General features: G+C 45.0%; 20 protein-coding genes and 1 pseudogene. 20 read left to right on the top strand and 1 reads right to left on the bottom strand.

Annotated elements, in window-relative coordinates; genetic code table 11:
- The first annotated feature begins 18 nt into the window (after positions 1–18).
- The 10 genes from ABIO93_RS17045 (at position 19) to cobA (ending at position 12,139) form a co-directional block, all read left to right on the top strand.
- Positions 19–2,301: an FAD-dependent oxidoreductase gene (locus tag ABIO93_RS17045; protein ID WP_348069780.1), complete on the top strand. Its 2,283-nt coding sequence runs from the start codon at positions 19–21 to the stop codon at positions 2,299–2,301.
- Positions 2,302–2,425: 124 nt separating this feature from the next.
- Positions 2,426–3,601, top strand: a complete 1,176-nt coding sequence (locus ABIO93_RS17040; protein WP_348069778.1) for a TSUP family transporter — start codon at positions 2,426–2,428, stop codon at positions 3,599–3,601.
- A 219-nt stretch (positions 3,602–3,820) separates the two neighbouring features.
- Positions 3,821–5,008 carry an aminotransferase class V-fold PLP-dependent enzyme gene (locus ABIO93_RS17035; RefSeq protein WP_348069777.1) on the top strand — a complete coding sequence of 396 codons (1,188 nt, stop codon included), beginning with the start codon at positions 3,821–3,823 and terminating at the stop codon, positions 5,006–5,008.
- Between the two features lie 23 nt (positions 5,009–5,031).
- Positions 5,032–5,373, top strand: coding sequence for a UPF0175 family protein (locus tag ABIO93_RS17030; RefSeq protein WP_348069775.1), 342 nt, complete (start codon positions 5,032–5,034; stop codon positions 5,371–5,373).
- A complete protein-coding gene (locus tag ABIO93_RS17025; RefSeq protein ID WP_348069774.1) occupies positions 5,370–5,816 on the top strand; it encodes a PIN domain-containing protein in 447 nt (148 codons plus the stop codon). The genes ABIO93_RS17030 and ABIO93_RS17025 overlap by 4 nt, the downstream gene beginning before the upstream one ends.
- A gap of 8 nt (positions 5,817–5,824) precedes the next feature.
- Positions 5,825–6,529: a phosphoadenylyl-sulfate reductase gene (locus ABIO93_RS17020; RefSeq protein WP_348069772.1), complete on the top strand. Its 705-nt coding sequence runs from the start codon at positions 5,825–5,827 to the stop codon at positions 6,527–6,529.
- A gap of 127 nt (positions 6,530–6,656) precedes the next feature.
- Positions 6,657–7,616: a sulfate adenylyltransferase subunit CysD gene (gene cysD, locus ABIO93_RS17015; RefSeq protein WP_348069770.1), complete on the top strand. Its 960-nt coding sequence runs from the start codon at positions 6,657–6,659 to the stop codon at positions 7,614–7,616.
- 68 nt (positions 7,617–7,684) lie between these two features.
- Complete coding sequence (locus ABIO93_RS17010) at positions 7,685–8,929, top strand: GTP-binding protein (RefSeq protein ID WP_348069769.1); 1,245 nt, start codon at positions 7,685–7,687, stop codon at positions 8,927–8,929.
- A 125-nt stretch (positions 8,930–9,054) separates the two neighbouring features.
- On the top strand, positions 9,055–11,283 hold the full coding sequence (locus ABIO93_RS17005; protein WP_348069767.1) for a HEPN domain-containing protein: 2,229 nt from the start codon (positions 9,055–9,057) through the stop codon (positions 11,281–11,283).
- 82 nt (positions 11,284–11,365) lie between these two features.
- Positions 11,366–12,139, top strand: a complete 774-nt coding sequence (gene cobA / locus ABIO93_RS17000; RefSeq protein ID WP_348069765.1) for a uroporphyrinogen-III C-methyltransferase — start codon at positions 11,366–11,368, stop codon at positions 12,137–12,139.
- On the opposite strand, the gene ABIO93_RS16995 is transcribed toward cobA, so the two are convergent.
- Positions 12,136–12,477: a hypothetical protein gene (locus ABIO93_RS16995; RefSeq protein WP_348069876.1), complete on the bottom strand. Its 342-nt coding sequence runs from the start codon at positions 12,475–12,477 to the stop codon at positions 12,136–12,138. The genes cobA and ABIO93_RS16995 overlap by 4 nt on opposite strands.
- A 104-nt stretch (positions 12,478–12,581) precedes the next feature.
- On the opposite strand from ABIO93_RS16995, the gene ABIO93_RS16990 reads away from it, so the two are divergent.
- The 10 genes and pseudogenes from ABIO93_RS16990 to ABIO93_RS16945 form a co-directional block, all read left to right on the top strand.
- Entirely contained in the window at positions 12,582–13,481 is a 900-nt protein-coding gene (locus ABIO93_RS16990) for a lysophospholipid acyltransferase family protein (protein ID WP_348069764.1), read from the top strand.
- A gap of 63 nt (positions 13,482–13,544) precedes the next feature.
- Positions 13,545–14,387: pseudogene (locus ABIO93_RS16985) on the top strand (lysophospholipid acyltransferase family protein); the annotation flags it as partial.
- 63 nt (positions 14,388–14,450) lie between these two features.
- Complete coding sequence (locus tag ABIO93_RS16980) at positions 14,451–15,437, top strand: glycosyltransferase family 9 protein (protein ID WP_348069874.1); 987 nt, start codon at positions 14,451–14,453, stop codon at positions 15,435–15,437.
- 47 nt (positions 15,438–15,484) lie between these two features.
- Entirely contained in the window at positions 15,485–16,390 is a 906-nt protein-coding gene (locus ABIO93_RS16975) for a carbon-nitrogen hydrolase (protein WP_348069762.1), read from the top strand.
- A 772-nt stretch (positions 16,391–17,162) separates the two neighbouring features.
- Complete coding sequence (locus tag ABIO93_RS16970; protein ID WP_348069760.1) at positions 17,163–20,321, top strand: SusC/RagA family TonB-linked outer membrane protein; 3,159 nt, start codon at positions 17,163–17,165, stop codon at positions 20,319–20,321.
- Positions 20,322–20,360: 39 nt separating this feature from the next.
- Positions 20,361–21,842 carry a SusD/RagB family nutrient-binding outer membrane lipoprotein gene (locus ABIO93_RS16965; RefSeq protein ID WP_348069759.1) on the top strand — a complete coding sequence of 494 codons (1,482 nt, stop codon included), beginning with the start codon at positions 20,361–20,363 and terminating at the stop codon, positions 21,840–21,842.
- Positions 21,843–21,882: 40 nt separating this feature from the next.
- Complete coding sequence (locus ABIO93_RS16960) at positions 21,883–22,365, top strand: hypothetical protein (RefSeq protein ID WP_348069757.1); 483 nt, start codon at positions 21,883–21,885, stop codon at positions 22,363–22,365.
- 108 nt (positions 22,366–22,473) lie between these two features.
- Positions 22,474–23,664, top strand: a complete 1,191-nt coding sequence (locus ABIO93_RS16955) for a histidinol-phosphate transaminase (RefSeq protein WP_348069755.1) — start codon at positions 22,474–22,476, stop codon at positions 23,662–23,664.
- A gap of 177 nt (positions 23,665–23,841) precedes the next feature.
- Positions 23,842–24,936 carry a hypothetical protein gene (locus ABIO93_RS16950; protein WP_348069754.1) on the top strand — a complete coding sequence of 365 codons (1,095 nt, stop codon included), beginning with the start codon at positions 23,842–23,844 and terminating at the stop codon, positions 24,934–24,936.
- Between the two features lie 23 nt (positions 24,937–24,959).
- Positions 24,960–25,427, top strand: a 468-nt coding sequence (locus ABIO93_RS16945) for a hypothetical protein (RefSeq protein ID WP_348069752.1), incomplete at its 3' end; no start/stop codon positions are given.

Below are 25,427 nucleotides of genomic sequence, written 5' to 3'. Positions count from 1 at the left end.
ATTTTAATGAACTGACCAATGATAAAAGAAGAATCAACACACAAAAGACAACCAAAAACAATAGCATTATCGGCCGATCTGGTGATTGTGGGAGGTGGATTAACCGGTACCTGCGCCGCGGTAACGGCAGCACGGGCAGGTGTAAAAGTAATCCTGGTGCAGGATAGGCCGGTTCTGGGAGGCAATTGTTCCAGCGAAGTCCGGCTATGGATACTCGGCGCTACTTCGCACATGGGCAATAACAATCGTTGGGCGAGGGAAGGCGGTGTGATCGACGAGATCATGCTGGATAATATTCACCGGAATCCAGACGGTAACCCGCTGATTTTTGACATTGTACTGCTGGAAAAAGTAGTGGAGGAGGCCAACATTACGCTGCTTTTGAATACGGCGGTTTATGATCTGGACAAGAAGAGCGGGTCGGAAAATGATGCTATTGAAACTATATACGCCTTTTGCAGTCAGAATAGCACCAAATATGTGCTATCAGCCCCCCTTTTTTGTGATTCATCGGGTGACGGAATTGTGGGCTTCCTGGCAGGCGCAGCATTCAGGATGGGTGCTGAATCAATGGAGGAGTTTGGTGAAAAATTCGCGCCGGACAAGGCTTATGGTGAGTTGCTTGGACATTCTATGTATTTCTATTCCAAAGACATAGACCGTCCGGTTAAGTTCACGCCGCCGTCTTTTGCGTTGCAGGACATTACCGACATTCCGCGTTACAAAACTTTCAGTCCCAAAGACTTTGGCTGCCGGCTATGGTGGCTGGAATACGGAGGCAGGTTGGATACGGTTCACGATACTGAAAAAATCAAATGGGAGCTCTGGAAGGTTGTTTATGGTGCGTGGAACTACATTAAAAACTCTGGTGAATTTCCCGAAGCGGAAAATATGACATTGGAATGGGTCGGTACCATCCCCGGAAAGCGGGAAAGCCGCCGGTTTGAAGGTGATTATCTGATCAAACAGCAGGACATTGTCGAACAAAAAACATTTGACGACACCGTTGCATTCGGCGGATGGAGTCTTGATCTGCATCCTGCCGACGGTGTTTACAGTGATCAGTCTGGCTGTAATCAATGGCATAGCAAGGGGGTTTACAGCATTCCTTATCGTTGTTTTTACAGTAAAAATATTAGTAACCTCTTCATTGCGGGCAGGATCATCAGCGCTACACACGTAGCGTTTGCATCTACGCGGGTAATGGCCACGAGCGCTACCGGCGGACAGGCGGTGGCTGTGGCGGCGGCTGTTGCTAAAAAATACAATTGCACACCGAGAGAAGTGGGTGAACTGCACTTGGAAGAACTGCAACGGGAACTATGGCGTTCGGGTCAATATTTACCGCAGACTACAATTTCAGATCCTGATAATCTGGTTGAAAAAGCGAACATTGCCGCATCTTCCAGTCTGCAACTCCGGGAATTAAAAGTCTCCAATCACTGGGCGACCATTGAACATTCCGTGGCCCAAATGCTGCCAGTGCATGGAAAAATGCCTGCTGTCACGGTTTGGGTAGAGGCTTTGCAACATACAACCCTGGATGTAGAACTCCGCAAAAGCAGCAAGGCATTCAACCACACGCCTGACGTCACTTTGGAAAAAAGGACTTTTGAATTGGCTCCCGGCAAACATGAAATTCAGCTGGACTGGATGAAAGTTTTCAATGAGCAATGTTACGCTTTTGTGTGTTTGATGAAAAATGAAAATATCAGGATCCAGTATAGCGACACACGGGTAACGGGCCTGCTAACAGTTTTCAATGCAACCAATCCCGCTGTCTCCAACTATGGCAAGCAAGAGTCTGAGGAAGATTTGGGCGTAGATACATTTGAATTCTGGTGCCCGCAGCGTCGGCCGGAAGGACGTAATCTGGCGCTACTTTTAAGCGAACCAATCGATCTTTTTTCCCCTGAAAACATACAAAATGGCCTGCATCGCCCCATTGCCGGCCCTAATGCATGGGTTGCAGGATTGGACGATCAAAATCCGGAACTGACTATTGAATGGAGCGAGCCGACCAATGTTTCTACCATTGAACTGATCTTTGATACCGACTTCGACCACCCGATGGAGAATGTCATTTATGTACACCCGGAGACTGTCATGCCGTTTTGCGCAGCTAACATTGAAATTTTTAATGATAGGGATGAACTCGTTGGCAGCATTAAAGACAATCATCAGACAAAAAGGACCGTAAATGTCCAACAGCCAACGTCAACGCGTTATTTGAAATTTAAAGTAATCAATTCTAATGCTAATGTTCCTGCTTCACTCTTCGAAATCCGTGCCTATGCTTGACTTGTCTCGTACTTTCTTCTTTGAAAATTAACAATTAGGTCTTAAATTTGCCATCCTCGTAGCAAACTATTGTTTGCTATTTTGTTGACTGTTTACTCTATAATAATAGTATACTACATAGACTTTGAAGGAAGCAGCGGACTTTACACCCTCATCTGATGCCACGAACGACTGGGAATCTTTGCATGTAGCTTACATTGCAAGTGGTGATCCTGAGGAAGATCGGCGTTTGGCTGCTCTTGCGAGGGAAAAGGGACAGGTAGTTTTTTTAAGAGATTTGCCGGAAGAATCAGATTTCCGCTTCAATACCAGTAAAGAAACGAGTGACGCGGCACCGAAGACCTGGAATACACCTCGGAATAGTACAAAAACCCCGCTAACCTGGGAGACCATTCAGCAAAAGATATGGGCAGCGACTATTCGCAAACGTACCGGAACGGAAGTCGCAGTCAACATTTTCTCAGCGATAGCATTAATGATCGTGGGACACCTGCTGTTCACATTCTTCACCTACGACCGCCTCACTGTTCTCTGGAACGATCTTGAACTGAACGAAAACTTCTTTTACTACGTACTCGGCGGTTTCGTTGCGCAAATGATCGACGGAGCTTTGGGTATGGCATACGGCGTAACTGCTGCTACTTTTTTGCTGACATTGGGGGTACCACCCTCCGCAGTAAGCGCGAGCGTTCATACTTCCGAGATATTTACCAGTGGGGTTTCCGGTTACATGCACCTCAAATTTGGGAATGTAAACAGTAAGCTCTTCAAGAAAATTCTATTCCCTGGCGTACTAGGTGCGATTGCCGGAGCTTACTTACTCTCGTCCTTTGAAAAATATATTTATATAATTAAGCCTTTGGTGGCAGTGTATACGCTGATTCTGGGAATTCTTATTATTCAGAAAGCGTTAAAGAAGCGAGTTGAAAAAAGGCCTATGACCAAAATAGGCTGGCTGGCACTGGCGGGCGGAACCCTGGATTCAATCGGTGGCGGTGGATGGGGACCTATTGTTACTTCAACATTGATTGCAAGAGGACGTCATCCGAAATACACGATCGGCTCGGTGAACCTGGCCGAATTTTTTGTCTCGCTGGCGAGCTCGGTTACATTCATCAGCATCATCGGCTTTTCACATTGGCAGGTGGTTTTAGGTTTAATACTAGGTGGTATGGTAGCCGCTCCGATCGCCGCGAACCTTTCAAGAAGATTACCTATTAAAACAATGATGATCATGGTTGGTACCATTGTAGTGATTGTGAGTTTGAGGATTATTTATATGGTTTTGAGTGATTTGTAGGTATGGTTTGGCTAGTAGCTGTTAGCGATTAGCTTTTAGCTTTTAGCTGCATTCGACCTGATAGTAACATTGAAAATTGATTTAAGTAAATAATAAAAAAGGCTAACAGTTAACAGTTAGCAGTTAATAGCTGCATTTTACCTGATAACAACATTGAATTGATTTAAGTAAATAATAAAAAAAGGCTAACAGCTAACAGCTAGTGGCCAAAAGCTAAAAATGAAAAAGCAAACCAAAGCGATACGTACCCAGACACCGAAAACAAAGTATCGTGAGCATTCCACTCCTCTGTTTTTGACCAGTAGCTTCACTTTTGAAAGCGCCGAGCAGGGAAAAGCACTTTTTGAAGAAACAGAAGACGGAAACATTTACAGCCGTTTTTCCAATCCTACTGTTCAGGAATTTGTGGACAAGGTTTGTCTTCTGGAAGACTGTGAAGATGGCGTTGCTACTGCGACGGGAATGGCGGCAGTGTTTGCGAGTATGGCTGCTTTGCTCAAAACCGGAGATCACATTATCGCCAGTCGGGCATTGTTCGGATCTGCTCATCAGGTGATTACACAAATTTTGAGCAAATGGGGCATAACTCATACTTACCTGGACGCGGATGCCAGCGAGGGTGACTGGGAAGCTGCGGTGCAACCTAATTCAAGAATGGTTTACCTCGAAACGCCATCCAATCCGGGGCTTGATCTGGTAGATCTTGCAATGGTGGGAAGGCTTTGCAAAAAGCATAATTTAATCTTTAATGTTGATAACTGCTTTGCTTCACCGGCTTTACAAACACCGGCGGATTTTGGTGCTGACCTTGTCCTGCATTCGGCAACGAAATTTATGGATGGCCAGGGCCGTGTTTTGGGCGGAGTTGTTGTTGGTAAAAAAGAATATATCAAAGAGTTACGGTTTTTCTGTCGTCAGACGGGCCCGTCTATGTCACCATTTAATGCCTGGGTTTTGACTAAAAGTCTTGAAACACTGGGCCTGAGAATGGACAGACATTGTGAAAACGCATTGAAGCTTGCACTGGCTTTGGAAAAACATCCGGACGTGAAATCTGTGAGATACCCTTTCCTTGAATCGCATCCGCAACATGAGCTGGCCAAACAGCAAATGTCAGCCGGTGGCGCTATTGTTACTATTGACCTGGAAGGTGGTTTTGAGCGTGTTTCCGCATTTATGGACGCACTGGAAATCGCTTCACTATCATCAAATCTTGGTGATACCAGAACCATTGTAACAAACCCAAATACAACTACACACGCGAAACTAAAACCTGAGGAGAAAAAAGCTTTGGGCATTACCGAAGGTTTGATCCGTATTTCGGTTGGTTTGGAAGACATTGAGGATTTGATCGAAGATTTCGCCAACGCCGTGGAGGTGTCTGTGAAAAGTGATATATTAGATTGATTGAAACTTAAACAAATACATACATGCACACAACAACGATTGAGATTCCTGAGCAGTTTGAAAGAGAGAAAATCTTGCTGTCAATTGCAGGTCAGCTTTATGCAAAAGAAATTCTTTCGTTGAGACAAGCGGCTGATTTAGCAGGCGTAAGTTTGAACAAATTCATTATCAGCGAATTACCAGCAGACAATCCATTGCGAATGCTTGTTCCAGAGGGTGAAGATCTTACTACTGAGGAAGGCGTACAAAAACATATAGAAAGAACTGGATATACCGGTCTGAATAAAGAAAAGCTTGACGCTTTGAGAGACACCCTTGCAATAGAAGAGCCTCTTGAACTTTTGCTTTCGCAATTAACTAAATGAAATATGTACTTGATACAAACGTCATTCTGGCTTATTTACGAAAACACCCGGTTTGGGATAAAATAGAAGGGCCTTTTGGAATATTTGAAACAGGAACAGTTGTATATCTACCGGCAATCATAGGGGGAGAGCTAAGATCTATTGCTATTCAAAATAACTGGGGATATACTAGGACGGTAAAACTGCAAATATTGATAAAAGAATTTGTGCCGGTAACGAACCTCTACGCTGATCTTGTTGAGCGTTACGCAGAAATTGACGCATTTAGTCAAGGCAGATTGCAGGAAAAACAATTGAAAGATTCAGCCAGAAACATGGGTAAAAATGACTTGTGGATTGCTGCGACTGCGAGTGTTTTAAATGCAACATTAATAACAACGGACAGGGACTTTGATCATTTGAATGAGGAATTTTTGAATGTTGCCCGTTTTGATTTGATATAATAAACACCATGAACGAGACCATATTATCTTCTTTAAACGCGGCCATCGAAGGCAAAAGTGAAATAGAATCGCTGGCAATACTGGCGGACCTGTTCCCTGGCGAAATTGTATTTTCAACGAGTTTGGGTTATGAAGACCAGGTTATTTCTGATCTTATTTTAAAGAACAGTATCGACATCAGTATTTTCACATTGGATACCGGAAGGCTTTTCAGTGAAACATATATGACGCTGCAAAAAACGAACAACCGGTATGATACCAAAATAAAAGTCTACTACCCGCAGACGCCAGCAGTAGAAGAACTGGTAAGCACAAAAGGCCCATTGAGTTTTTACGAATCGGTGGAAAACAGAAAGGAATGCTGCTTTATCCGTAAGGTGGAACCGCTGAACCGCGCATTGAAAGGTGCGAAGATTTGGGTGACCGGTATCCGGGCAGAACAGTCGGGAAATCGTCATGATATGCCAAGGCTTGAATGGGACGAAGCACATCAGCTGGTGAAGTTCCACCCTATCCTTGACTGGTCATTTGAAGAAGTAAAAAATTATGTAAAGTCCAATGGCATTCCTTATAACCCGTTGCATGATAAAGGTTTTGTGAGCATTGGCTGCGCACCCTGCACCCGTGCGATACAGGAAGGTGAGGATTTCAGGGCCGGCCGCTGGTGGTGGGAAGACGAATCGAAAAAGGAATGTGGTTTACATGCGAAGTAGCTCTTAGGCAACAGCTTTTAGCTATGAGCTTTTAGCTTTTCGTTTCTGCTTCAAAATATAATAAAAGCTAACAGCTAACCGCTAAAAGCTCATTAGCAACATCAATCTCGAAAGAAAAATAATAACTATGTCAATTTCAGTTAAAGAGGCCTCCGATATTGATAGTCGTGAGTTAGGTAACGAACGAAGAACTCCGGATTATCTGGATCAACTGGAAGCCGAGGCCATTTACATTATGCGTGAAGTGGCTGGCCAATTTGAGCGCCCTGCCTTGTTATTTTCTGGTGGAAAAGACTCGATCACGCTGGTTCGTCTGGCGCAAAAAGCCTTTGCTCCCGGCAAAATCCCTTTTCCTTTGGTTCATATCGATACCGGACACAATTTTATTGAAGCGATCGAATACCGCGATGAATTGGCTGAAAAAACCGATTCGAAACTGATCGTGAGATATGTGGAAGATACCATTAAAGCCAAAGGCCTGAAAGAACAGACAGGAAAGAATGCAAGCCGTAACTGGTTGCAGACCTTTACTTTATTAGATACTATTGAGGAGTTCGAGTTCGATGCCTGCATAGGTGGCGCACGCCGGGATGAGGAAAAAGCACGTGCAAAAGAGCGGATATTCTCTTTCCGCGATGAATTTGGTCAATGGGACCCGAAACGTCAGCGCCCTGAGCTTTGGAACCTGTTTAACGGAAGAATTCAGAAAGGCGAAAACGTACGTGTATTCCCGATCTCGAACTGGACCGAGCTGGACGTATGGGCTTACCTGAAAAGAGAAGGCATTACGCTTCCTTCCATTTACTTCGCACACGAGCGTGAATTGATCTTGAGAGATGGAAAGTTGCTGAACAATACACCTGTTATTGAAACAGATCCTGATGATCAGATCGTAACTCGTCAGGTTCGTTTCCGGACGGTGGGTGATATGACCTGTACCGCAGCCGTAGAATCCAGTGCTGCAACCCTGGACGAAGTGATCGCAGAAATCACCGTGTCACGGATCAGCGAACGAGGCGAAACCCGGATCGACGACCAGCAAACGGAAGCAGCCATGGAAGACCGTAAAAAAGGAGGATATTTTTAAGCCCCCCTTCGGCTACGCTCAGGGTGACATTCAGTCATTGACTCATTCAATCATTCAAAATTGTTAAGGTGGATTTATTAAGATTTATTACAGCAGGTTCCGTAGATGACGGAAAAAGTACGTTGATCGGACGCTTGCTTTACGATACAAAAAACATTCTGGCGGATCAGATGGAGGCTATTGAGCGTGCCAGCAAAACCCGCAATACAGGTGAAATTGATCTTGCATTGCTAACCGACGGCCTTCGTTCGGAACGCGAGCAGGGGATTACCATTGACGTTGCGTACAAATATTTTCAAACACCAAACCGTAAGTTTATCAGTATCGATGCGCCGGGGCATATTCAATACACCCGAAACATGGTTACCGGTGCTTCCAATGCCGATTTGGCGATTATTCTGGTGGATGCGCGTCACGGTGTAGTGGAGCAAACCCGCAGACATTCGCTGATCGCCTCGATGCTGGGCATTCCCCACGTGATTGTGGCTATTAATAAAATGGACCTGGTTGGTAACTCAGAAGATGCGTTTTTAGAAATCGCAAAATCGTACGAGGAGTTAGCTAAAAAGCTCAATATCAAAGACCTGACCATTATTCCAGTAAGCGCTTTGAACGGCGACAACATTGTAGACAGATCGGTCAATATGAGCTGGTATACGGGCGAAACGTTGCTTTCTGTTTTGGAAACTGTGAATGTATTGAAAGATCAGAATCTGGAAGACGGACGTTTCTCTGTTCAATATGTGATCCGTCCTCAAACTGAGGAATTGCACGATTACCGTGGCTATGCAGGCCGGGTACAGAGCGGAAGTTTCAAAAAGGGTGATCTGGTCAAAGTATTACCTTCTGAAACGGAGTCAAAAATCGCTAAAATTGAATTCGGCGGAAACGAAATGGAGGAGGCGTCTGTTCTAGAATCGGTAACAATTTTGCTGGAAGACGACGTTGACATCAGCCGCGGAGATATCATTGTTTCTTTGAATAGTTCCCCGGTTGTGAGTCAGGATATAGAGGCGCTGGTGTGCTGGATGGACGACAAAAAGACATTGAAACCAGGTAACAAATACGTACTGCAACACGGCACAGCAAGATCCCGCTGTTCAGTCCGTGACATTGAATACCAGATTGATATCAATTCATACGAAAAACTGGACGAGGTTGAAAGCCTGAAACTGAACGATGTCGCAAGAATTGTTTTGAGAACCGCCCAACCCATTGCCTACGACCCTTATCAGAAAAACCGCGCAAACGGCGCCGCTATTCTGATCGACGAAACATCGAATGTTACCGTTGGGGCTTGTATGATTGAGTGAAATTGTCATCCTGAGCGTCGTACATAGCACTTCGACTATCGCTGCAGTCATCTGACTGCTATGCAAAATGTGTGACAATAAAATATACTATTCCGATAGACGATTAGATTACAAGAAATACCATCATGAGCGAAATAATCATTTCTGACAAAGTATCCGCCGTTGCAAAGCGTGATATCATTGATTTAAACAGTAAAATCAATGCCTTTAACTCAGGTGAAACGCCGGAAGAAGCATTCCGTAAGTTTCGTCTGACACGTGGCGTGTACGGTCAGCGCCAGCCAGGCGTGCAAATGATCCGTATTAAACTTCCCTATGGACGCATTACCGCAGACCAGCTCGTGCGCATTGCCGATACGTCCGACAAATTTGCAACCGGTAACCTGCATGCTACCACGCGCCAGGATATCCAGTTGCACTTTGTAAAGCTTTCGGACTCGCCTCAACTGTGGGCGGACCTGGAAGATGCGGGTATAACATTAAAAGAAGCCTGTGGAAATACCATCAGGAACGTCACGGCATCTTCCATAGCGGGTATTGACCCAGACGAACCTTTTGATGTAACACCCATCACGCATTCGATATTCACTTATTTCCTTCGCAATCCTATCAATCAGGATATGGGACGGAAGTTTAAAATAGCTGTTTCATCTTCCGAAAAAGACTCTGCGCTCGCGTTTATTCACGATGTGGGTCTGATCGCCAAAATGGGCATGAATGCGGCTGGTGAATCAGTAAAAGGTTTCAAAGTGTTAATAGGCGGAGGATTAGGCGCGCAGCCTTTCTCAGCCCAAACTGCATTTGAATTCCTGGAAGAAAAAGACGTAATACCATTCATTGAAGCATTGCTTCGTGTTTTCGACCGTTACGGAGAACGCGTAAGACGCCACAAGGCCCGGATGAAATTCCTGTTGAATGACATGGGGCTGGAAGGTATGATGGCTAAGGTGGAAGAAGAACGTACCGCTGTTAAAAACAAAGTCTTCACGATTCCTGAGGATCTGTTTGGTACCAATGAGATTGAATCAATCAATCATGCGCCGCGTCCTTCATTGAGCGAGGTCGAGATTTTGAAAATTGCTGCGGAAAGCATCGATGCTTCCCAGCTGGATACTTTCACAAAATGGCTTCGTACCAATACATTTGAACAAAAACAAAAAGGCTGGCATGCAGTTCAATTACGGGTTCTCTTGGGCGATATGCGCTCTGATACTGCCCGTACATTGGCTGACATTGTACGCCAATATGCTGCCGATGACATTCGTGTGACGGTGAATCAAGGATACATTCTTCGCTTTGTTAAAGGTGAAGATCTGGTAGCGATCTATCATGAACTGGCAAAATTAGGACTTGTAAATCCTGGTTTCGACAGCACGATGGACATTACTACCTGCCCCGGAACTGACACTTGTAACCTGGCGATTTCCAGCAGCTACGGGATTACACGCGTACTGGAAGATGTAATGCGTGACGAATATCCTGAAATGATTTACAATCAGGACATTAAAATCAAGATCAGCGGCTGCATGAATGGTTGCGGCCAGCATAATGCATCCAACATTGGTTTCCACGGCAGTTCTATCAAAAATGGCAAGCTGGTACTTCCTGCTTTGCAAGTGCTGCTGGGCGGTGGTTTTTCAGGTGATGGCATTGGTTTGATTGGCGATAAGGTGATCAAAGTTCCTACCAAACGTGGACCGGAAGTATTGCGTACGCTTTTCAATGATTTTGAAACGAATGCATACGATGGTGAATATTACAACCAATACTACCAGCGCCAGACGAAGAATTATTTCTTCCAGCTGCTGAAACCGATCGCAGACCTCTCTACGGTACAGGATGATGACTACCGCGACTGGGACCACGACGAATTGTTCAAAACCGAGATCGGAGTAGGAGAATGCGCGAGTGTGCTGGTGGATCTTGTGGCTACGACCATTACCGAAGGACAGGAAAAACTAAATCTTGCCAAAGAAAACTTCGACTCAGGCATTTGGGCTGACGCGATATACCATGCTTATAATGTACTGATCACCGGTGCAAAAGGCCTGTTAATGACCAAAGATGTGACTACTAACACACAGTACGGCATTATCAACGACTTTGAAACGCATTTCGGCCAGGAGTTCAAATACGAAACACCTTCGGAATTCACATTGACAGACAAAGCAGAAACTCCATTCCGCTCACTGGCTTTCAGTATCAACAAGTTTGAGCCGACAGAAGCGTTCGCGACTTACTTCCTGAGTACAGCCGAGCAGTTCCTGGATTTCGTCCGCAACACAAGAGAGTCACAATTAATGGAAACCGGAGAGCCCGTTTTGCAGGAATTGTCATTTGGAAAAGATAGTTAATATATGGCCGCCGGCAATCGGCTTTCGGCAGTCGGCTCTTAAAGTTTGACTGCCGACAGCCGACGGCCGAAGTCTCTAAAATATGAAACTGACACTAATTGGTGCAGGTCCGGGAGATCCGGACCTGATCACTTTGAAAGGGATCAAAGCTTTGAAAAAAGCGAAAGTCGTGCTCTACGATTCCCTTGCCCACCCCTCACTTTTGGATTATTGCCCGGAAGATTGCGTTAAAATCCTTGTCGGAAAACGATTTGGAAAAACCAGTTGCGGACAGGATGATATCAATGAACTCATTGTTGAAAAAGCACGTCAATACGGCGAAGTGGTGCGGCTGAAAGGCGGCGACTCGTTTATTTTCGGACGTGGCTATGAAGAAATCATGTTTGCCGCAGAGTATGGCATCGAATCGGAAGTAATTCCGGGCATTTCGAGTAGCTATGCTGTACCGGCACTGGCAGGCATTCCTCTGACTTCAAGAGGCGTCAGTGAAAGTTTCTGGGTCATTACCGGCACTACGAAAGAGCATCAGTTATCCAAAGATCTTTATCTGGCAGCGCAATCTTCGGCTACGGTTGTGGTTTTAATGGGACTTCACAAACTGGAAGAAATCGTGGCGATGTATTCTGGGTTGGACAAAATGGACGAGCCTATCACGATTATTCAGAACGGGACGCTTGAAAATCAGAAACTGGTTACGGGCAAGATCAGCAACATTGTGCCACTTTCGAAAGTAAGCGAAATGGCGTCTCCGGCCATTATTGTCATAGGAAAAGTAGCAGCGCTACCTGATCTGTCTTATGATAAAGTTCACGAAATGATGCAGAAGCAAACTGGTGTAAATGGATTTGCAGATTAGAGCAGGCCTAGGACCCAGTGCAGGTCGATCACATTACCTTTACCTTTAAATTCCAGGAAATAGATAATGCCGGCTAGTACCACGTAGCTGATGAACAGCCATTTCTTCTTCATTTCGTACTGATCGTGGTGATGGAAATAATCGTAAACCATCGAAGCAGTGAATCCAAAGATCATGAATACGAAAGATAACAACCCGCAGTCCTGTCTATAATGCAAATAGGGATGCAGAGCAGGAGCGCCGAGTACCAGATACATCAGCCACATTCCAAACCCCACCCGGTACAGGTACATGCTCAGGCGGCGGTCGTTCTTGATGTCAAATAATCCTTCCAGCACGTTCTTACGTATGTTTTGAAACAGTGAATCTACCAAAAATCAAAATCAAATGCTAACATTTTACAAACACATATTATATACGTAGTTTTGTCAAATTTGCATAAATGAAGCGCATTATTGCCCAAATTCTGTTTTCAGTACTGAACCAAATTTCCCGCCTTTCCTGGAAAAATGCCTTCCGGCTTTCTGATTTTCTCTGCTGGATGCTTTTCGGAGTTTTTGGATACCGTAAAAAAGTAATCTGGCAAAACCTGAAAAACAGTTTTCCCGAGAAAAGCGATGCTGAGCTCCAACGCATTGCCAAAGATTTTTACCTCCATTTCACGGATCTCATCGTCGAAACTATCAAGTTCCGTACTGCCAGCCCGGAATGTGTCCGCGAGCGGCTGCAGGGTGATATTAGCATCATGGATGACTTTTATGACAACAAGACTAACATCATCTATCTAATGGGCCACCGGGGCAACTGGGAGCTCGCTAATCTGTTCTCGTCGCTTTGCTTTACGCATGAATGCATCGTGGTATACAGGCCGCTTCAAAACCAGGCTTCCGATCAGTGGTTTCTGGATCTGAGAACACGGTTCGGTGCGAAGCTTGTTCCCATGGACGGCATTTTTAAAGAGTTGCAAAAACCGCGGGAAAAACCCTACGTGGTCGTGCTGGCCAATGATCAGTCGCCAAACCCCAAAACAGCGTTCTGGACGAGGTTTTTGCACCAGGATACAGGCGTTTTCCGTGGCGTGGAAACCATTGCCCGGCGGTATAACCTGACGGTACTATACGCTGATTTCAGCAAAGTGGCAGACAAGCGGGGATACTATCATGTTGACATCTCAACCATTACTAGCAAGCCTAAGGAAGTCCGCAACAACGAAATACTGGAAAGGCAGATCCGTATACTCGAACAGAACATTAACACGCAGCCACATAACTGGCTGTGGAGCCACCGCCGTTGGAAGCACAAACGCCCTGAATGCCTCAAACCTGAGCAAATATTGATATAGAAGTGCCTGTGAGGAACTATTTCTTTTGCATAATGGGTTTGTTTTTGCAGAAGAATTTACTCGATGAAGACGCTCCCTATCAGACTGCTATTGGTTATCCTGACGGCAATTTCACGGCTTTCATGGAAAAAATTATATAAGCTCTCGGACGTTTTCCGCTTCCTCATATTCGACCTCGGACATTACCGTAGAAATGTGATCCTTACCAATCTTCGCAACAGTTTCCCATCTTACGACTCCAATACGATCGAGTCGATAGCACGGGATTACTACCGGAACTTTACCGATATCGTTTTTGAGACCATTAAATTAAGATCTATTTCCAGGAATGATCTGCTGAAAAGATTTGACCTGGAAACGTCGATCCTGGACTACTATTCCGGAAAACAGCAGAGTTTGGTGGTGTTGGCGGGGCATCTTGGAAATTGGGAAATGCTCAACTTGTTTGCTTCTGCCAAATTATCCTACCAAATTGTGGTCGTTTATCACGAACTGGCCAATGATATTTTCGAAGACTGGTTCAAGAAAGTGCGTACCCGGTTCGGTACTGAAATGGTGCCAATGCGGGAAGCGATGAGCCGCGCACTGGCCCCCGCCGAAAAACCATTCCTGTTTGTGCTGATCAATGACCAGTCGCCGGTACCGCAGAAAGCATACTGGACGCGGTTTTTGAATCAGGATACGGGAATTTTCAGAGGTGCCGAATTGATTGCGAAAAGATTAAATGCACCGGTTTTGTACATGGGCATACTCAGAGATGATTTTAAAAGAGGTTTTTATAAGGCCTATTTCAAACTGATAACCGAAAATCCTAAACAAGAACCTGCTAACCATATTCTTCAAAGCCAGATTGAATACCTGGAAGAAGACATTAAACGACAACCTGATAACTGGTTGTGGAGCCACCGCCGCTGGAAGCATACCCGGCCGCAGCACCTCCTGCCTTATCCGAAAAGTCAAGAACTAAAAGTGAATAAACCGGTCAAATTCTTAATTCTGCGTTTTTCTTCCATTGGCGACATCGTGCTGACGACGCCGGTCGTAAGGTGCCTGAAACAACAAATGCCGGATGCTGAGATTCACTATTTCACGAAAAGCAAGTTTGAGTTTATCCTGAAAGACAATCCTTACATTGATAAGGTCTGGCTCCTGGAAAAAAATACCAGCGAACTGCTTTCCATTCTCAAAAAAGAGAAATTCAACTACATTATAGACCTGCACAGGAACATCCGGACATTACGGATCAAACTCGCGCTGGGTGTGCCGTCTTTCAGTTTTGAAAAACTGAACATGCAGAAATTCCTCCTGACCCAATTCAAGATCAATTATCTGCCCGACGTACACATTGTCGATCGCTGCATGGATACTTTGAAATCGCTTGGGATAACCAATGATAACAGGGGTCTCGACTATTTTATTCCATATAAAGACAATGTAGAACTTGCCTGGTTACCTCAGAGCCACCAGAATGGCTTTGTGGCCTATGCGATAGGCGGGCAGCATGGCACCAAGAAACTTCCCGTCCTAAGAATGATCGAGCTTTGCAGAAAGATCAATTTCCCTATGGTTTTGCTAGGCGGGAAAGAAGATTTTGAGGCGGGTGAAGAAGTTCGAAAAGCACTGGGCGACACATTGATACTGAACTCCTGTGGACAATACAGTTTCAATCAGTCGGCGTCGCTGATTCAGAAGTCGCTGATCGTATTTTCACACGATACGGGTTTAATGCACGTAGCGGCAGCTTTTAAGAAAAAAGTGTATTCGATCTGGGGCAATACTGTACCGACTTTTGGAATGTATCCTTATAAGACCGCATTCGAAATTCTAGAAAACAAAAATTTGGAATGCAGGCCGTGTTCCAAAATCGGGTACAAGGAATGTCCAAAAAAGCATTTCAAGTGTATGAACGACATCTCTTTCGACTTTCCTATTAAAGAACTACCATTGGCAAATTAGTGTTGCCTTTCCTACTATATATAAGGTTAATCCACAATCTCTGATCAATGACAAAAAAGGTAAACATAGGTCTGGTGCAAATGAGCTGTACCGATGATGTTGATGCTAATTTTCAAAAAGCTGTTACTAAAATCCGTGAAGCTGCTCGAAAAGGCGCGAATGTGATCTGTCTTCAGGAGCTTTTCAAATCACTATATTTTTGTGACGTAGAAGACCACGCCAACTTCGCGCTTGCCGAAGCGATCCCCGGCCCTACTACTGATACATTGGGCGCTCTCGCCAAGGAGCTGCACGTGGTGATCATTGCTTCACTGTTTGAGAAAAGGGCACACGGCCTTTATCACAACACCACCGCCGTCCTGGACGCCGACGGTGCTTACCTCGGAAAATATCGCAAAATGCACATTCCCGATGATCCCGGATACTATGAAAAATTCTATTTCACGCCGGGCGACGCACCAACGGGCGATTCCCAGGAACAGGGTGATACGACCGGTTACCGGATATTCGAAACAAAATTTGCTAAAATCGGTGTATTGATATGCTGGGACCAGTGGTATCCCGAAGCAGCAAGAATTACCAGTTTGATGGGCGCTGAAATATTATTTTATCCTACTGCCATCGGTTGGGACACGAATGAGCAGGACCAGTTGATCAATGAGGAGCAATACGGTGCGTGGCAAACTATCCAGCGTGGGCATGCTGTTGCGAATGGTGTGTATGTAGTATCCGTCAACCGGGTGGGACGCGAGGCCGAACAGCAGTTTTGGGGAGGTTCTTTTGTGTGTAATCCGCAGGGAAGGTTACTTTTCCTGGCCCCGCACGAGGGAGAAGTAACACATGTTCAGGAGCTTGATCTTGAAAAACTGGATCATTACCGTACTACCTGGCCGTTTTTGAGAGACCGGAGAATTGATTCCTATAAGCCTATCTTGAAGCGATACATTGATTAGAGCTGCTAACAAAATATAAATATTCTTAGTTTTCTAAAAAGAGGGCTCCCTAAACGGGGGCCCTTTTATTTTTTTGCCATTTAGACGAAATTAGGTTAATAAATCATCGTTTGTAACCTAAATTTTATTTAAAATTCATTTTTTACGTATATAAATATCTCAATTTTAGATCATTAATTGCAATCTATCTAAAATCAAGTCTACACACTCCATAGAGATCTCGCAGAAACAGGAAATTTGAAACTAATTATAAAATTATTACTAAAACATTTTATAATAATTTTAAATGACCAATTATTATTGCAAAAAACTTCAATTTTTAGATTTATTCTCTTGCATTTTTTGACATTGTCAGTATATTTGAAATGTCATTAAACGAATGACCGAACTTCTAATCCGAAGATATATTCCAGCCGCACATGAATATATCTGACCGTATTGGGAGGAACATTGTGAAAATCCAAAGGTTCGTCTTACGACCTTTTGGCACGTTCCACCTCAATACAATATAATTTTTTTAATACTGGTTTCTCGACACCGTGGACAAACAAATTTGTCGGAGTCTGGTTTTTTTGCCCAGTCTAAAACTTCTACCACTGTTTGTCCTCGATTAAAGAGGGTATTGCTTTCCGGAAAAGCAGTTTTGCAAGCTTATGGCTGTGTTGTTATGTCCACGCGAAAGTGTGTGCGGCGCACGGCAACGTGGACACCACACAGCCATAACTTTTTTCTTCCCAAATACAACCTAACAACAATTTAACCCTAGTTCCCCATGCGTAAAGTTCTACTCTTATTATTATGGGTCTGTCTGTGTTCTCCGGCTGCTTTCGCGCAAGTGCGTCAGTTGAGCGGTAAAATATCAGCTGCCGACGATGGTCTTGGATTAGCTGGTGCTTCTGTTATTTACAAGGGTACCAACGTCGGTACCAATGCAGACGCGGATGGAAAATTTAGCTTTTCAGTACCAGGCGATGGTGTCCTGGTTGTCTCGTATGTTGGATTTTTAATCAAAGAGATTGCAATCGGCAATCAAACTCAGTTTGACATCAAATTAGATGCAGATACACGTCAGCTTGCCGAGGTGGTAGTAACCGCTTTTGGTATTGAGCGTGAGAAAAAAGCACTAGGCTATACAGTACAGGAAGTAAAAGGAAGTGCATTAACAGAGTCACGCTCTACCAACGTGGCCAATGCATTGTCCGGAAAAATCGCAGGTGTGAGAGTACAGGCAAACGGTGGCCCGGGTAGTGGATCTACGATCCAGATCAGGGGCTCGTCCTCCGTTTCCGGAAACAACCAGCCATTGATCGTTATCGACGGTGTACCTATGGAACAAACTGCCAACAAAACACTCGGAGGAGGAATTTCGGAAGTTAACCCGGACAACATCAAGGAAATGTCTGTTTTGAAAGGACCTAACGCTGCCGCCCTATATGGATCGCGCGCTGCCAACGGTGTTATTCTGATCACGACCAAAAATGGTCAGGGTACCAAAGGTTTAGGCGTTGAAATCAACTCGAACATTACATTTGAACGTCCCTGGATCAAGCCAGATTTCCAAAACACTTATGGTGGTGGAAATGGTTACAGGACATGGTACAACGACGGATGGAGCTCCTCCATTACCGACGCTGCGCAGATCGCACAATACAGGGCGGTTTACGACGGAAGATATCCGCTTGCCGGATCAGCAGGAACAGATGAAAGCTGGGGAGCTCCAATGGACGGGCGTCTCGTGAGACAGTGGTGGACTGGTGACGATGTTGCACCACTGACTCCTCAGCCTAACAACTGGGACGAGTACTGGGATACCGGCCGCACGATCACCAACAGCGTTGCGCTATCAGGTGGTAACGACAAAGGCTATTTCCGTTTAGGATTGAGCCGGGTGGACCAGAAAGGGATCATGTACTACAATGATTTCCACCGCAACAACTTCCGCATCAACTCAGGATACAATCTTACCAAAAATATCAGCATTACATTGTCCGGTGAATACATCAAATCCGGCTCTGATAACCGTAGCTACTCCGGCGGCCAGGAATTTATCTGGTCACACCGTTCTGTTTCATGGGATCAATTGCGTGACTATGAAAAATACACGGACGTGCACAACCAAAAAGTGGGCGATACTGATCCACCAAACTGGCAGCATACATTTTTTACCAACCCTTATTTTTCACAAAAAAGACTACCGTCTGGCAATGAGAAAGACAGGTTGCTAGGGAACATTGCATTGAATTACAAAATTCTGCCTTCATTGACCTTAATGCTGCGCAGCGGAACCGACTATTGGAGCGATACCCGTATCAATGTTACCAACTTCCTACGTGTTCGTAACGGTACACGTACCCCGGGCCGTTTCAACGAAGAAGTATTGCGCAGCCAGGAAACGAACTCGGATTTCATGCTGACTTACAACAAAAGCCTAAGCACAGATTTCAGCCTGAACGTTCAGGTGGGTGGAATTCAGCGTAAAAATTATTACAAAAGAAATTACTTCGCTGTGGGTGAAATGGTTGTAGACGGCTTGTATAATGCAGGAAACTCTGTACCAAGCGCCAATACCATTGAAAGTTTGATTCAGGAGTCAGAAACACAAAGCCTTTTCGGAACTGCTAATTTCTCATGGAGAAACGCACTTTTCCTTGACCTTACTGCAAGAAATGACTGGTCAAGTACATTGCCGTCCAATGCACGCTCCTACTTCTACCCTTCTGCATCTGTGAGTGCGGTGGTTACAGAGTTGTTTGACCTGAAAAGCAATGTCTTGACATTCGGAAAACTGCGTGCGAGCTATGCACAGGTTGGAAATGACGCAAGTCCTTATCAATTGGCCCAGACCTTCACATCAAGTGGTTCATGGAATGGCTCGGTTCCCAAGTTTTCTGAAAATATCCAGATCGCCAATTCCGACTTGAAACCTGAAATCACAACAGGTCTTGAAGTAGGTGCGGACCTGCGCTTCCTCAAAGGAAAAATTGGTTTGGATGTTACCTACTACGAGCAAACTACCAAAGACCAGATCCTGGGCGTTGAAATCTCCAAAGCCAGCGGCTACAACACAAGGATCCTGAATGCAGGAAAGATCACTAACAAAGGTGTCGAGGTTACTATTTCAGGAACACCGATCAAGTTGTCGAATGGTTTCAGCTGGGATGTATCTTTAAATTATGCACGTAACCGTAACAAGGTAATCGAGCTTGCCGAAGGATTAACTACTTACACCCTTGCTACCCAGAGAGGTATGAGCTCTGAGGCCCGGGTAGGAGAAACATACGGAACATTCTACGGCGTTGGTTTCCAAAAATCCCCGGACGGACAGGTTGTTTACGGTGCGAATGGATTGCCGGTGACAGTGTCCAACCAAAAGCTGGGCAGTGTTCAGCCAGACTGGATCGGTGGTATGCAGAACACATTGAATTTCAAAGGGTTCTCATTGAGCGCATTGGTTGATGTTCGCATCGGCGGAGACATTTACGACGAAGGAACTGGTACTGCCCGCTGGACTGGCCAATACGCAGAAACTGCCCTAGGCCGTGAAGAAGGGGTGATTGGAAAAGGTGTACGTGAACAAACTGCTGCTGACGGAACCAAATCTTTCGTACCCAATGACATCATCGTTACTGCCAACCAGCTTTATGGTTACAGCAACCCACGTAACTACCACGAGTCGGCGATTTTCGATGCGAGCTATGTAAAACTTCGTGAATTGTCGCTGGGTTACAACTTTTCTCCTTCGTTCCTGAAAAGAATCAAAATTCAGTCCGCTAAACTTTCAGTGGTAGGACGCAATGTGTGGATGATCTTCAAAAACACACCACATATCGATCCTGAAATTGATGCAAAAGGAGGAAATGGACAAGGATTTGGTTACGGAGAACTTCCAAGTTCACGCAGCGTAGGTATGAACCTGTCGTTGTCATTCTGATCCAGCTAACCTAATTAACGGACCTTAAAGAACTTCGAAATGAAAAAGATATTTAATCATAAAACCGTTTGGATGACAGCATTAGCGGGGATTCTGACTGCAACCAGCTGTACCAAAGATTTTGATGAAATGAATACGAGTCCAAACAGCCCGACGGCTATCGGACCTCAGTACCTGCTTCCAACCGGGATCGAAACGGCGATCGATCGCTACTGGGGACATCGGACCCGTTTCGAGCGTATCAACATTGATGCGGCCGAACTGTACGTACAGCATCTGACCCGGAATATTTATTCCAATGAAGGCGATGACTACACGGTTTCACCTGCATTGGTTGCGAACAACTGGAAAGGCTTTTACAATGACTCTCAGCTGAATTTCCAGCGCATTATCCTGCAAACAGGCGAAGGCTCTGCAACGCCCAACCCTAACTACGAAGGCGTAGCATTGGTGATGCGTACCTGGGTTTTCTCATTGCTGACCGATTTATATGGTGCGATTCCTTACACAGATGCCATCAAAGGAACAGCTGATACTCCTGTTTACACGCCCAAATACGACCCAATGGACGTGGTATATGCAGGTATGCTGAACGACCTAAAAATGGCCAATGAAAAATTGACCGTAGGTGGTCCGGCTGTCGCAGGGGATATCCTGTACTCCGGCGACATTTTGAAATGGAAAAAATTCGCGAATTCATTGCGTCTGCGTCTTGCGAACCGTCAGGCAGCCAAGAAATCAGCTGAATCCAAAGCGATCATGGCTGAGATCCTAGGCGACGCGGCCAAGTTTCCGATCTTCACCAGCAATGCTGACAATGCACAACTGAACTGCACGCTCGTACTTCCAAGCAACAATGAATGGAACCAGGTAATGAAGCAGGACGGACGTACCGACTGGAATATCAGCAAAACGCTGGCTGACAAAATGAATGCACTGGACGACAGCCGCATTACGGTTTACGCCAATGCAAACAAGGATGGCAAATACGAAGGACATGCAAACGGACTACCTGACGCCATTGCCACTTCCTACCTAGCCACCAGCGCGACCATTGGAAATGCATTCACCAAGCCGGAAGCGCCGGAAGTGATCATGACTTTTGCTGAATTGAACTTTATTCTTGCCGAAGCTGCACTGGATGGTGATATCACTATCGGAACAGCTAAAACTTACTTTGAAACTGGCGTGGCAGCATCGTTCGCGCAATATGGCCTGACGCCTTCGACATCATTCCTGACGAAACTCGGCGCGGTAACCCGTGAAAAAGTATTGGAACAAAAATGGGTCGCTCTTTTCGCTCAGGGTGTAGAAGCCTGGATCGAATGGCGCAGAACAGGATTGCCTGTTTTCCCAGCTCCTGATCCACGTGCAGTATTACAGAACGGCGGTATACTGCCAACCCGTTTCCCTTATCCTAACTCAGAGTATTCGTTGAATGCTGAGGCAGTGAAAGCAGGAGAAGGATTGAACGGTGGGCCTAATGATATGAAAACCAAATTGTGGTGGGCTGAAAAGTAATGTTCGCAATCATTTCAATTTTATTCAAGAATCCGAGATTATGAAAAATATCAAAACATACTTTCCCGCGTTTTGCCTCGCGCTAACCCTATCGCTGGGCCTGGTATCCTGCAAAGAAGAAGATCCGTTTCTGGACAATGATGTTGCACCGGTACTGGTAGATATCGTGGGAGCTGCTTTCGGCGCGCCAATTGCCAGCGAACCAACCGTTGCTTACAAAGCAACTGATGCCAAACTGACACTTTCGGCCAGGCTGCTTGAACTGGATAAGACCAACATTCTGGATCATACCAAAGGCATTGACTCTATTCCCGTACCAAACGTTGCGATCAAAATTACATTACGCACCGGTACCGTTCTTGGCGAAGTAACATCGAATGCACAAGGATTGGTAACCATCGATAAAACATGGGCAGAACTGGGTGTTGCAGCCCCAAAGGCAGGGTCGGTCACCAAGATCTCCTGGACTGGAAGCTACAAGGGAATCGCGTTCACAAGATTTTCGCAAGTACAAGCTAACTAATTGAAAAACAGGCCAACTATTGACCATAGTTGGCTTGTTTATTTGTAAATTGTATCAATACATTACCCAATAATATTTATCGTCACGTACTTACTAAACATTTGAAAAATGAATCAAAAAATTGACCGTCGGAATCTGTTAAAATCCGGTTTAATGGCAATCGGAGGTATGACCTTAGCACCGCACCTGAGCATGGGAGCTTTCTCAAACTCACCACTACCATTAGATCCTGAAAGCCGCATTTACCGCAGCCCAATGGTAAGAGAACACTTTTTACCTGCTGATTTTAAAGCGCCCAAGATTATCGCAAAACTGAATGCTAACGAAAACCCTTACGGACCACCAATGTCTGCACAAAAAGCAGTAGCGGAGTCTGTGAAATACGGTAACCGTTATGCATGGAAAGAAATGTATGACCTGATTGATAAAATTGCGAAAAAAGAAGGTGTAACTGCCGATCATATTATGATGGGCCCTGGTTCGTCTGACCTTTTGGAAAAAGTAGCTCTGGTAACATTCATGAAAGGCACAGGAAACATCGTTTCTGCTGACCCTTGCTATATGTCACTGGTACAGGTTGCCAAATCTGTAGGTGCAACCTGGAAGCCTGTTCCGTGTACTGCCGACTGGTCACATGACTTGAAGGCAATGGAAGCTGCTATCGACAGCGAAACTAAACTGGTTTACGTTTGTAACCCGAACAACCCAACCGGAGCGATCACAAAAGGACAGGATCTGCTGGATTTCTGCTCACGCGTTTCGGAGAAAGTTCCTGTTTTTGTAGACGAAGCTTACATTGAACTAGCTGTTGGTGCTGACACTCAGAGCATGATTTCTCTTCTTACTCAGAAGAAAAACGTAATCGTTGCCCGTACTTTCTCTAAAATCATGGGAATGGCTGGTATCCGTGTGGGTTATATGGTTGCTCTTCCATCTTACCTGGAAACCATCAACAAGATCACCCGCGGTGGAATGGGGATCTCTTATACTTCCATTTTCGCAGCATCTGCCAGCCTGGATGACAAAGAGTTCCAAGGTACTACACGTAAACTGAACCACGAGGCGAAACTATATCTCTACGAAAACCTGGACAAAATGGGTTATAAATACATTCCATCGTTCACCAACTTCGTACTATTCCCGATCAGCATTTCAGGTAAGGAATTACTTACTAAAATGACTGCAAAAGGTGTGGCCGTACGCTCATTTGATATCCAAAACAAACCATGGTGCCGCGTAAGTCTCGGTACAATGGACGAAATGAAAGCCTTCGTCGGCGCACTGGGGCAGCTGAGCTAGGTCCGTTGTCACACTAAGCAAGCCCCTTGTCACACTGAGCGGAGTCGAAGTGCATTTTCCTTCTACTCCGCTCAGGATGACAAACTATTTTCACTCCTATTAATAAAATTCCCCGGAAGTACTACCCTCTTTAAACATCTTCATGATACCCATTGACCATTCAAATATTTTTTGATTATGAGTGATGCATTGCAAAAAACCATAACACTATTGCTGTTGATTTCTCTGGGTCTGCTTCTCAAAAGCAAATTCAAGAGTAAGGATCAGACGAACGGTATCAAGGAAATTATTTTATCCGTTGCATTGCCGTCTACGATCTTCATTTCGTTGATGAAGATTGATATTGACTCTTCCATGATCATTATCCCACTGGTGACCCTGGTTTTTAACTTCTTAATGTTCTTCTCCGCGCCGCTTGCTTTTGCATTGTTTGGGATTGAAAAAAACAGCCCTACCGGCAGAACACTGATGATGCTGATTCCTTCGCTAGCGCCAGGATTATCGTGCTTTCCCTTTATTGCTGAGTTTCTGGGTGAAAAAAGCCTTGCTATCGCTGCCCTTGCGGATGTAGGTAACAAGTTTTTTGTCCTCATTTCATTGTACATTCTCGCGATGAACATGTTCCTCAAAAACAGCGATGATAAGGAGACTAAAATGGGCGGAAAGCTGAAAAGTCTTTTTGCCAGTATGTTTCAGGAACCCATTAATATTCTGATTTTTCTGGCGATCATTCTCCTAAGCCTCGGCATTAATTACAAAACGCTTCCATCGGTTGTTTTGGATCTTTTTGACAAGACCAGTGCGATGATGACACCGCTCGTATTACTTTTTATCGGCCTGGCCGTGCAGCTAAAGGAAGGCAAGAAGCGTATCGTTGCAAGTATACTGTTCTTCCGGGCAGGCAGTACCATGCTCATCAGCGCGGGAATGATATACGTGCTGAACATCAATGATTTATCAATGATTCTTTTAGCAATTGTGATCCCTTTGAGCGCTGCTAGTTTCTGGCCGCTGGCACATATTTCTGCTTTCAACCTCAGGGAAGAAGCCAAATCGCTACCCAAAGAAAAGAGAACATTTGACCTGGAACTGGCCGTGTTGCTGCTGGCATTCTCACTGCCATTTTCAACTATCCTGATCCTGGCGATATTGTCATCCGGAGCCTTTTTTGCTCACACTTCCACTTTGGTAACTGCCGGATTGATATTAATTTGCCTGGGCGCTGTGCCCAATGCTTTGAGTAAGGTGTTTGTTAAAATGTCCAAAGCATGATTTTGAAGAATAAACAACCATTTATGCATAAGATCATCATCACTTCTTTTCTTTCATTTTTTTCATTGAATTTATTGGCCCAGTCGGAAAACGCTGTCGATAGCAACATTAAATCGGAAGAAACGATTAAGGTCTCTAAGAAAAAGAAACGGTACAAATATTTTTCAGGAAGCGCGCCGGTCACCATGGCCGACGGAAGTGTAAAACCGATTGCTGATGTGAAGGTTGGGGAGCACGTTAAGACCTGCAAGAATGGGAAAAGTACAAGTACCCAGGTCATGCAGATCGACATTTACAACCAGCCTAACTCTACATTGACGGCCATTTACTTACGTCCAGCCGAAAATGACAAACCCGATTCGCAGATAGTCCCTGCCCTGCTCCTGGAAGCGACCCCGCATCACCTGGTTCAGACCAAAAGAGGTAAAAAAAGAATGAACAAGCTGTCCAAGAAAGACATTCTCTATCATTATGAACCTTCGACGGGCATT

Origin of the sequence: Dyadobacter sp. (assembly GCF_039919315.1) — a bacterium.
Classification (GTDB): Bacteria; Bacteroidota; Bacteroidia; order Cytophagales; family Spirosomataceae; genus Dyadobacter.
The sequence above is the reverse complement of the archived record's forward strand: the minus strand, read 5'-3'. Positions and strand labels throughout refer to the sequence as shown.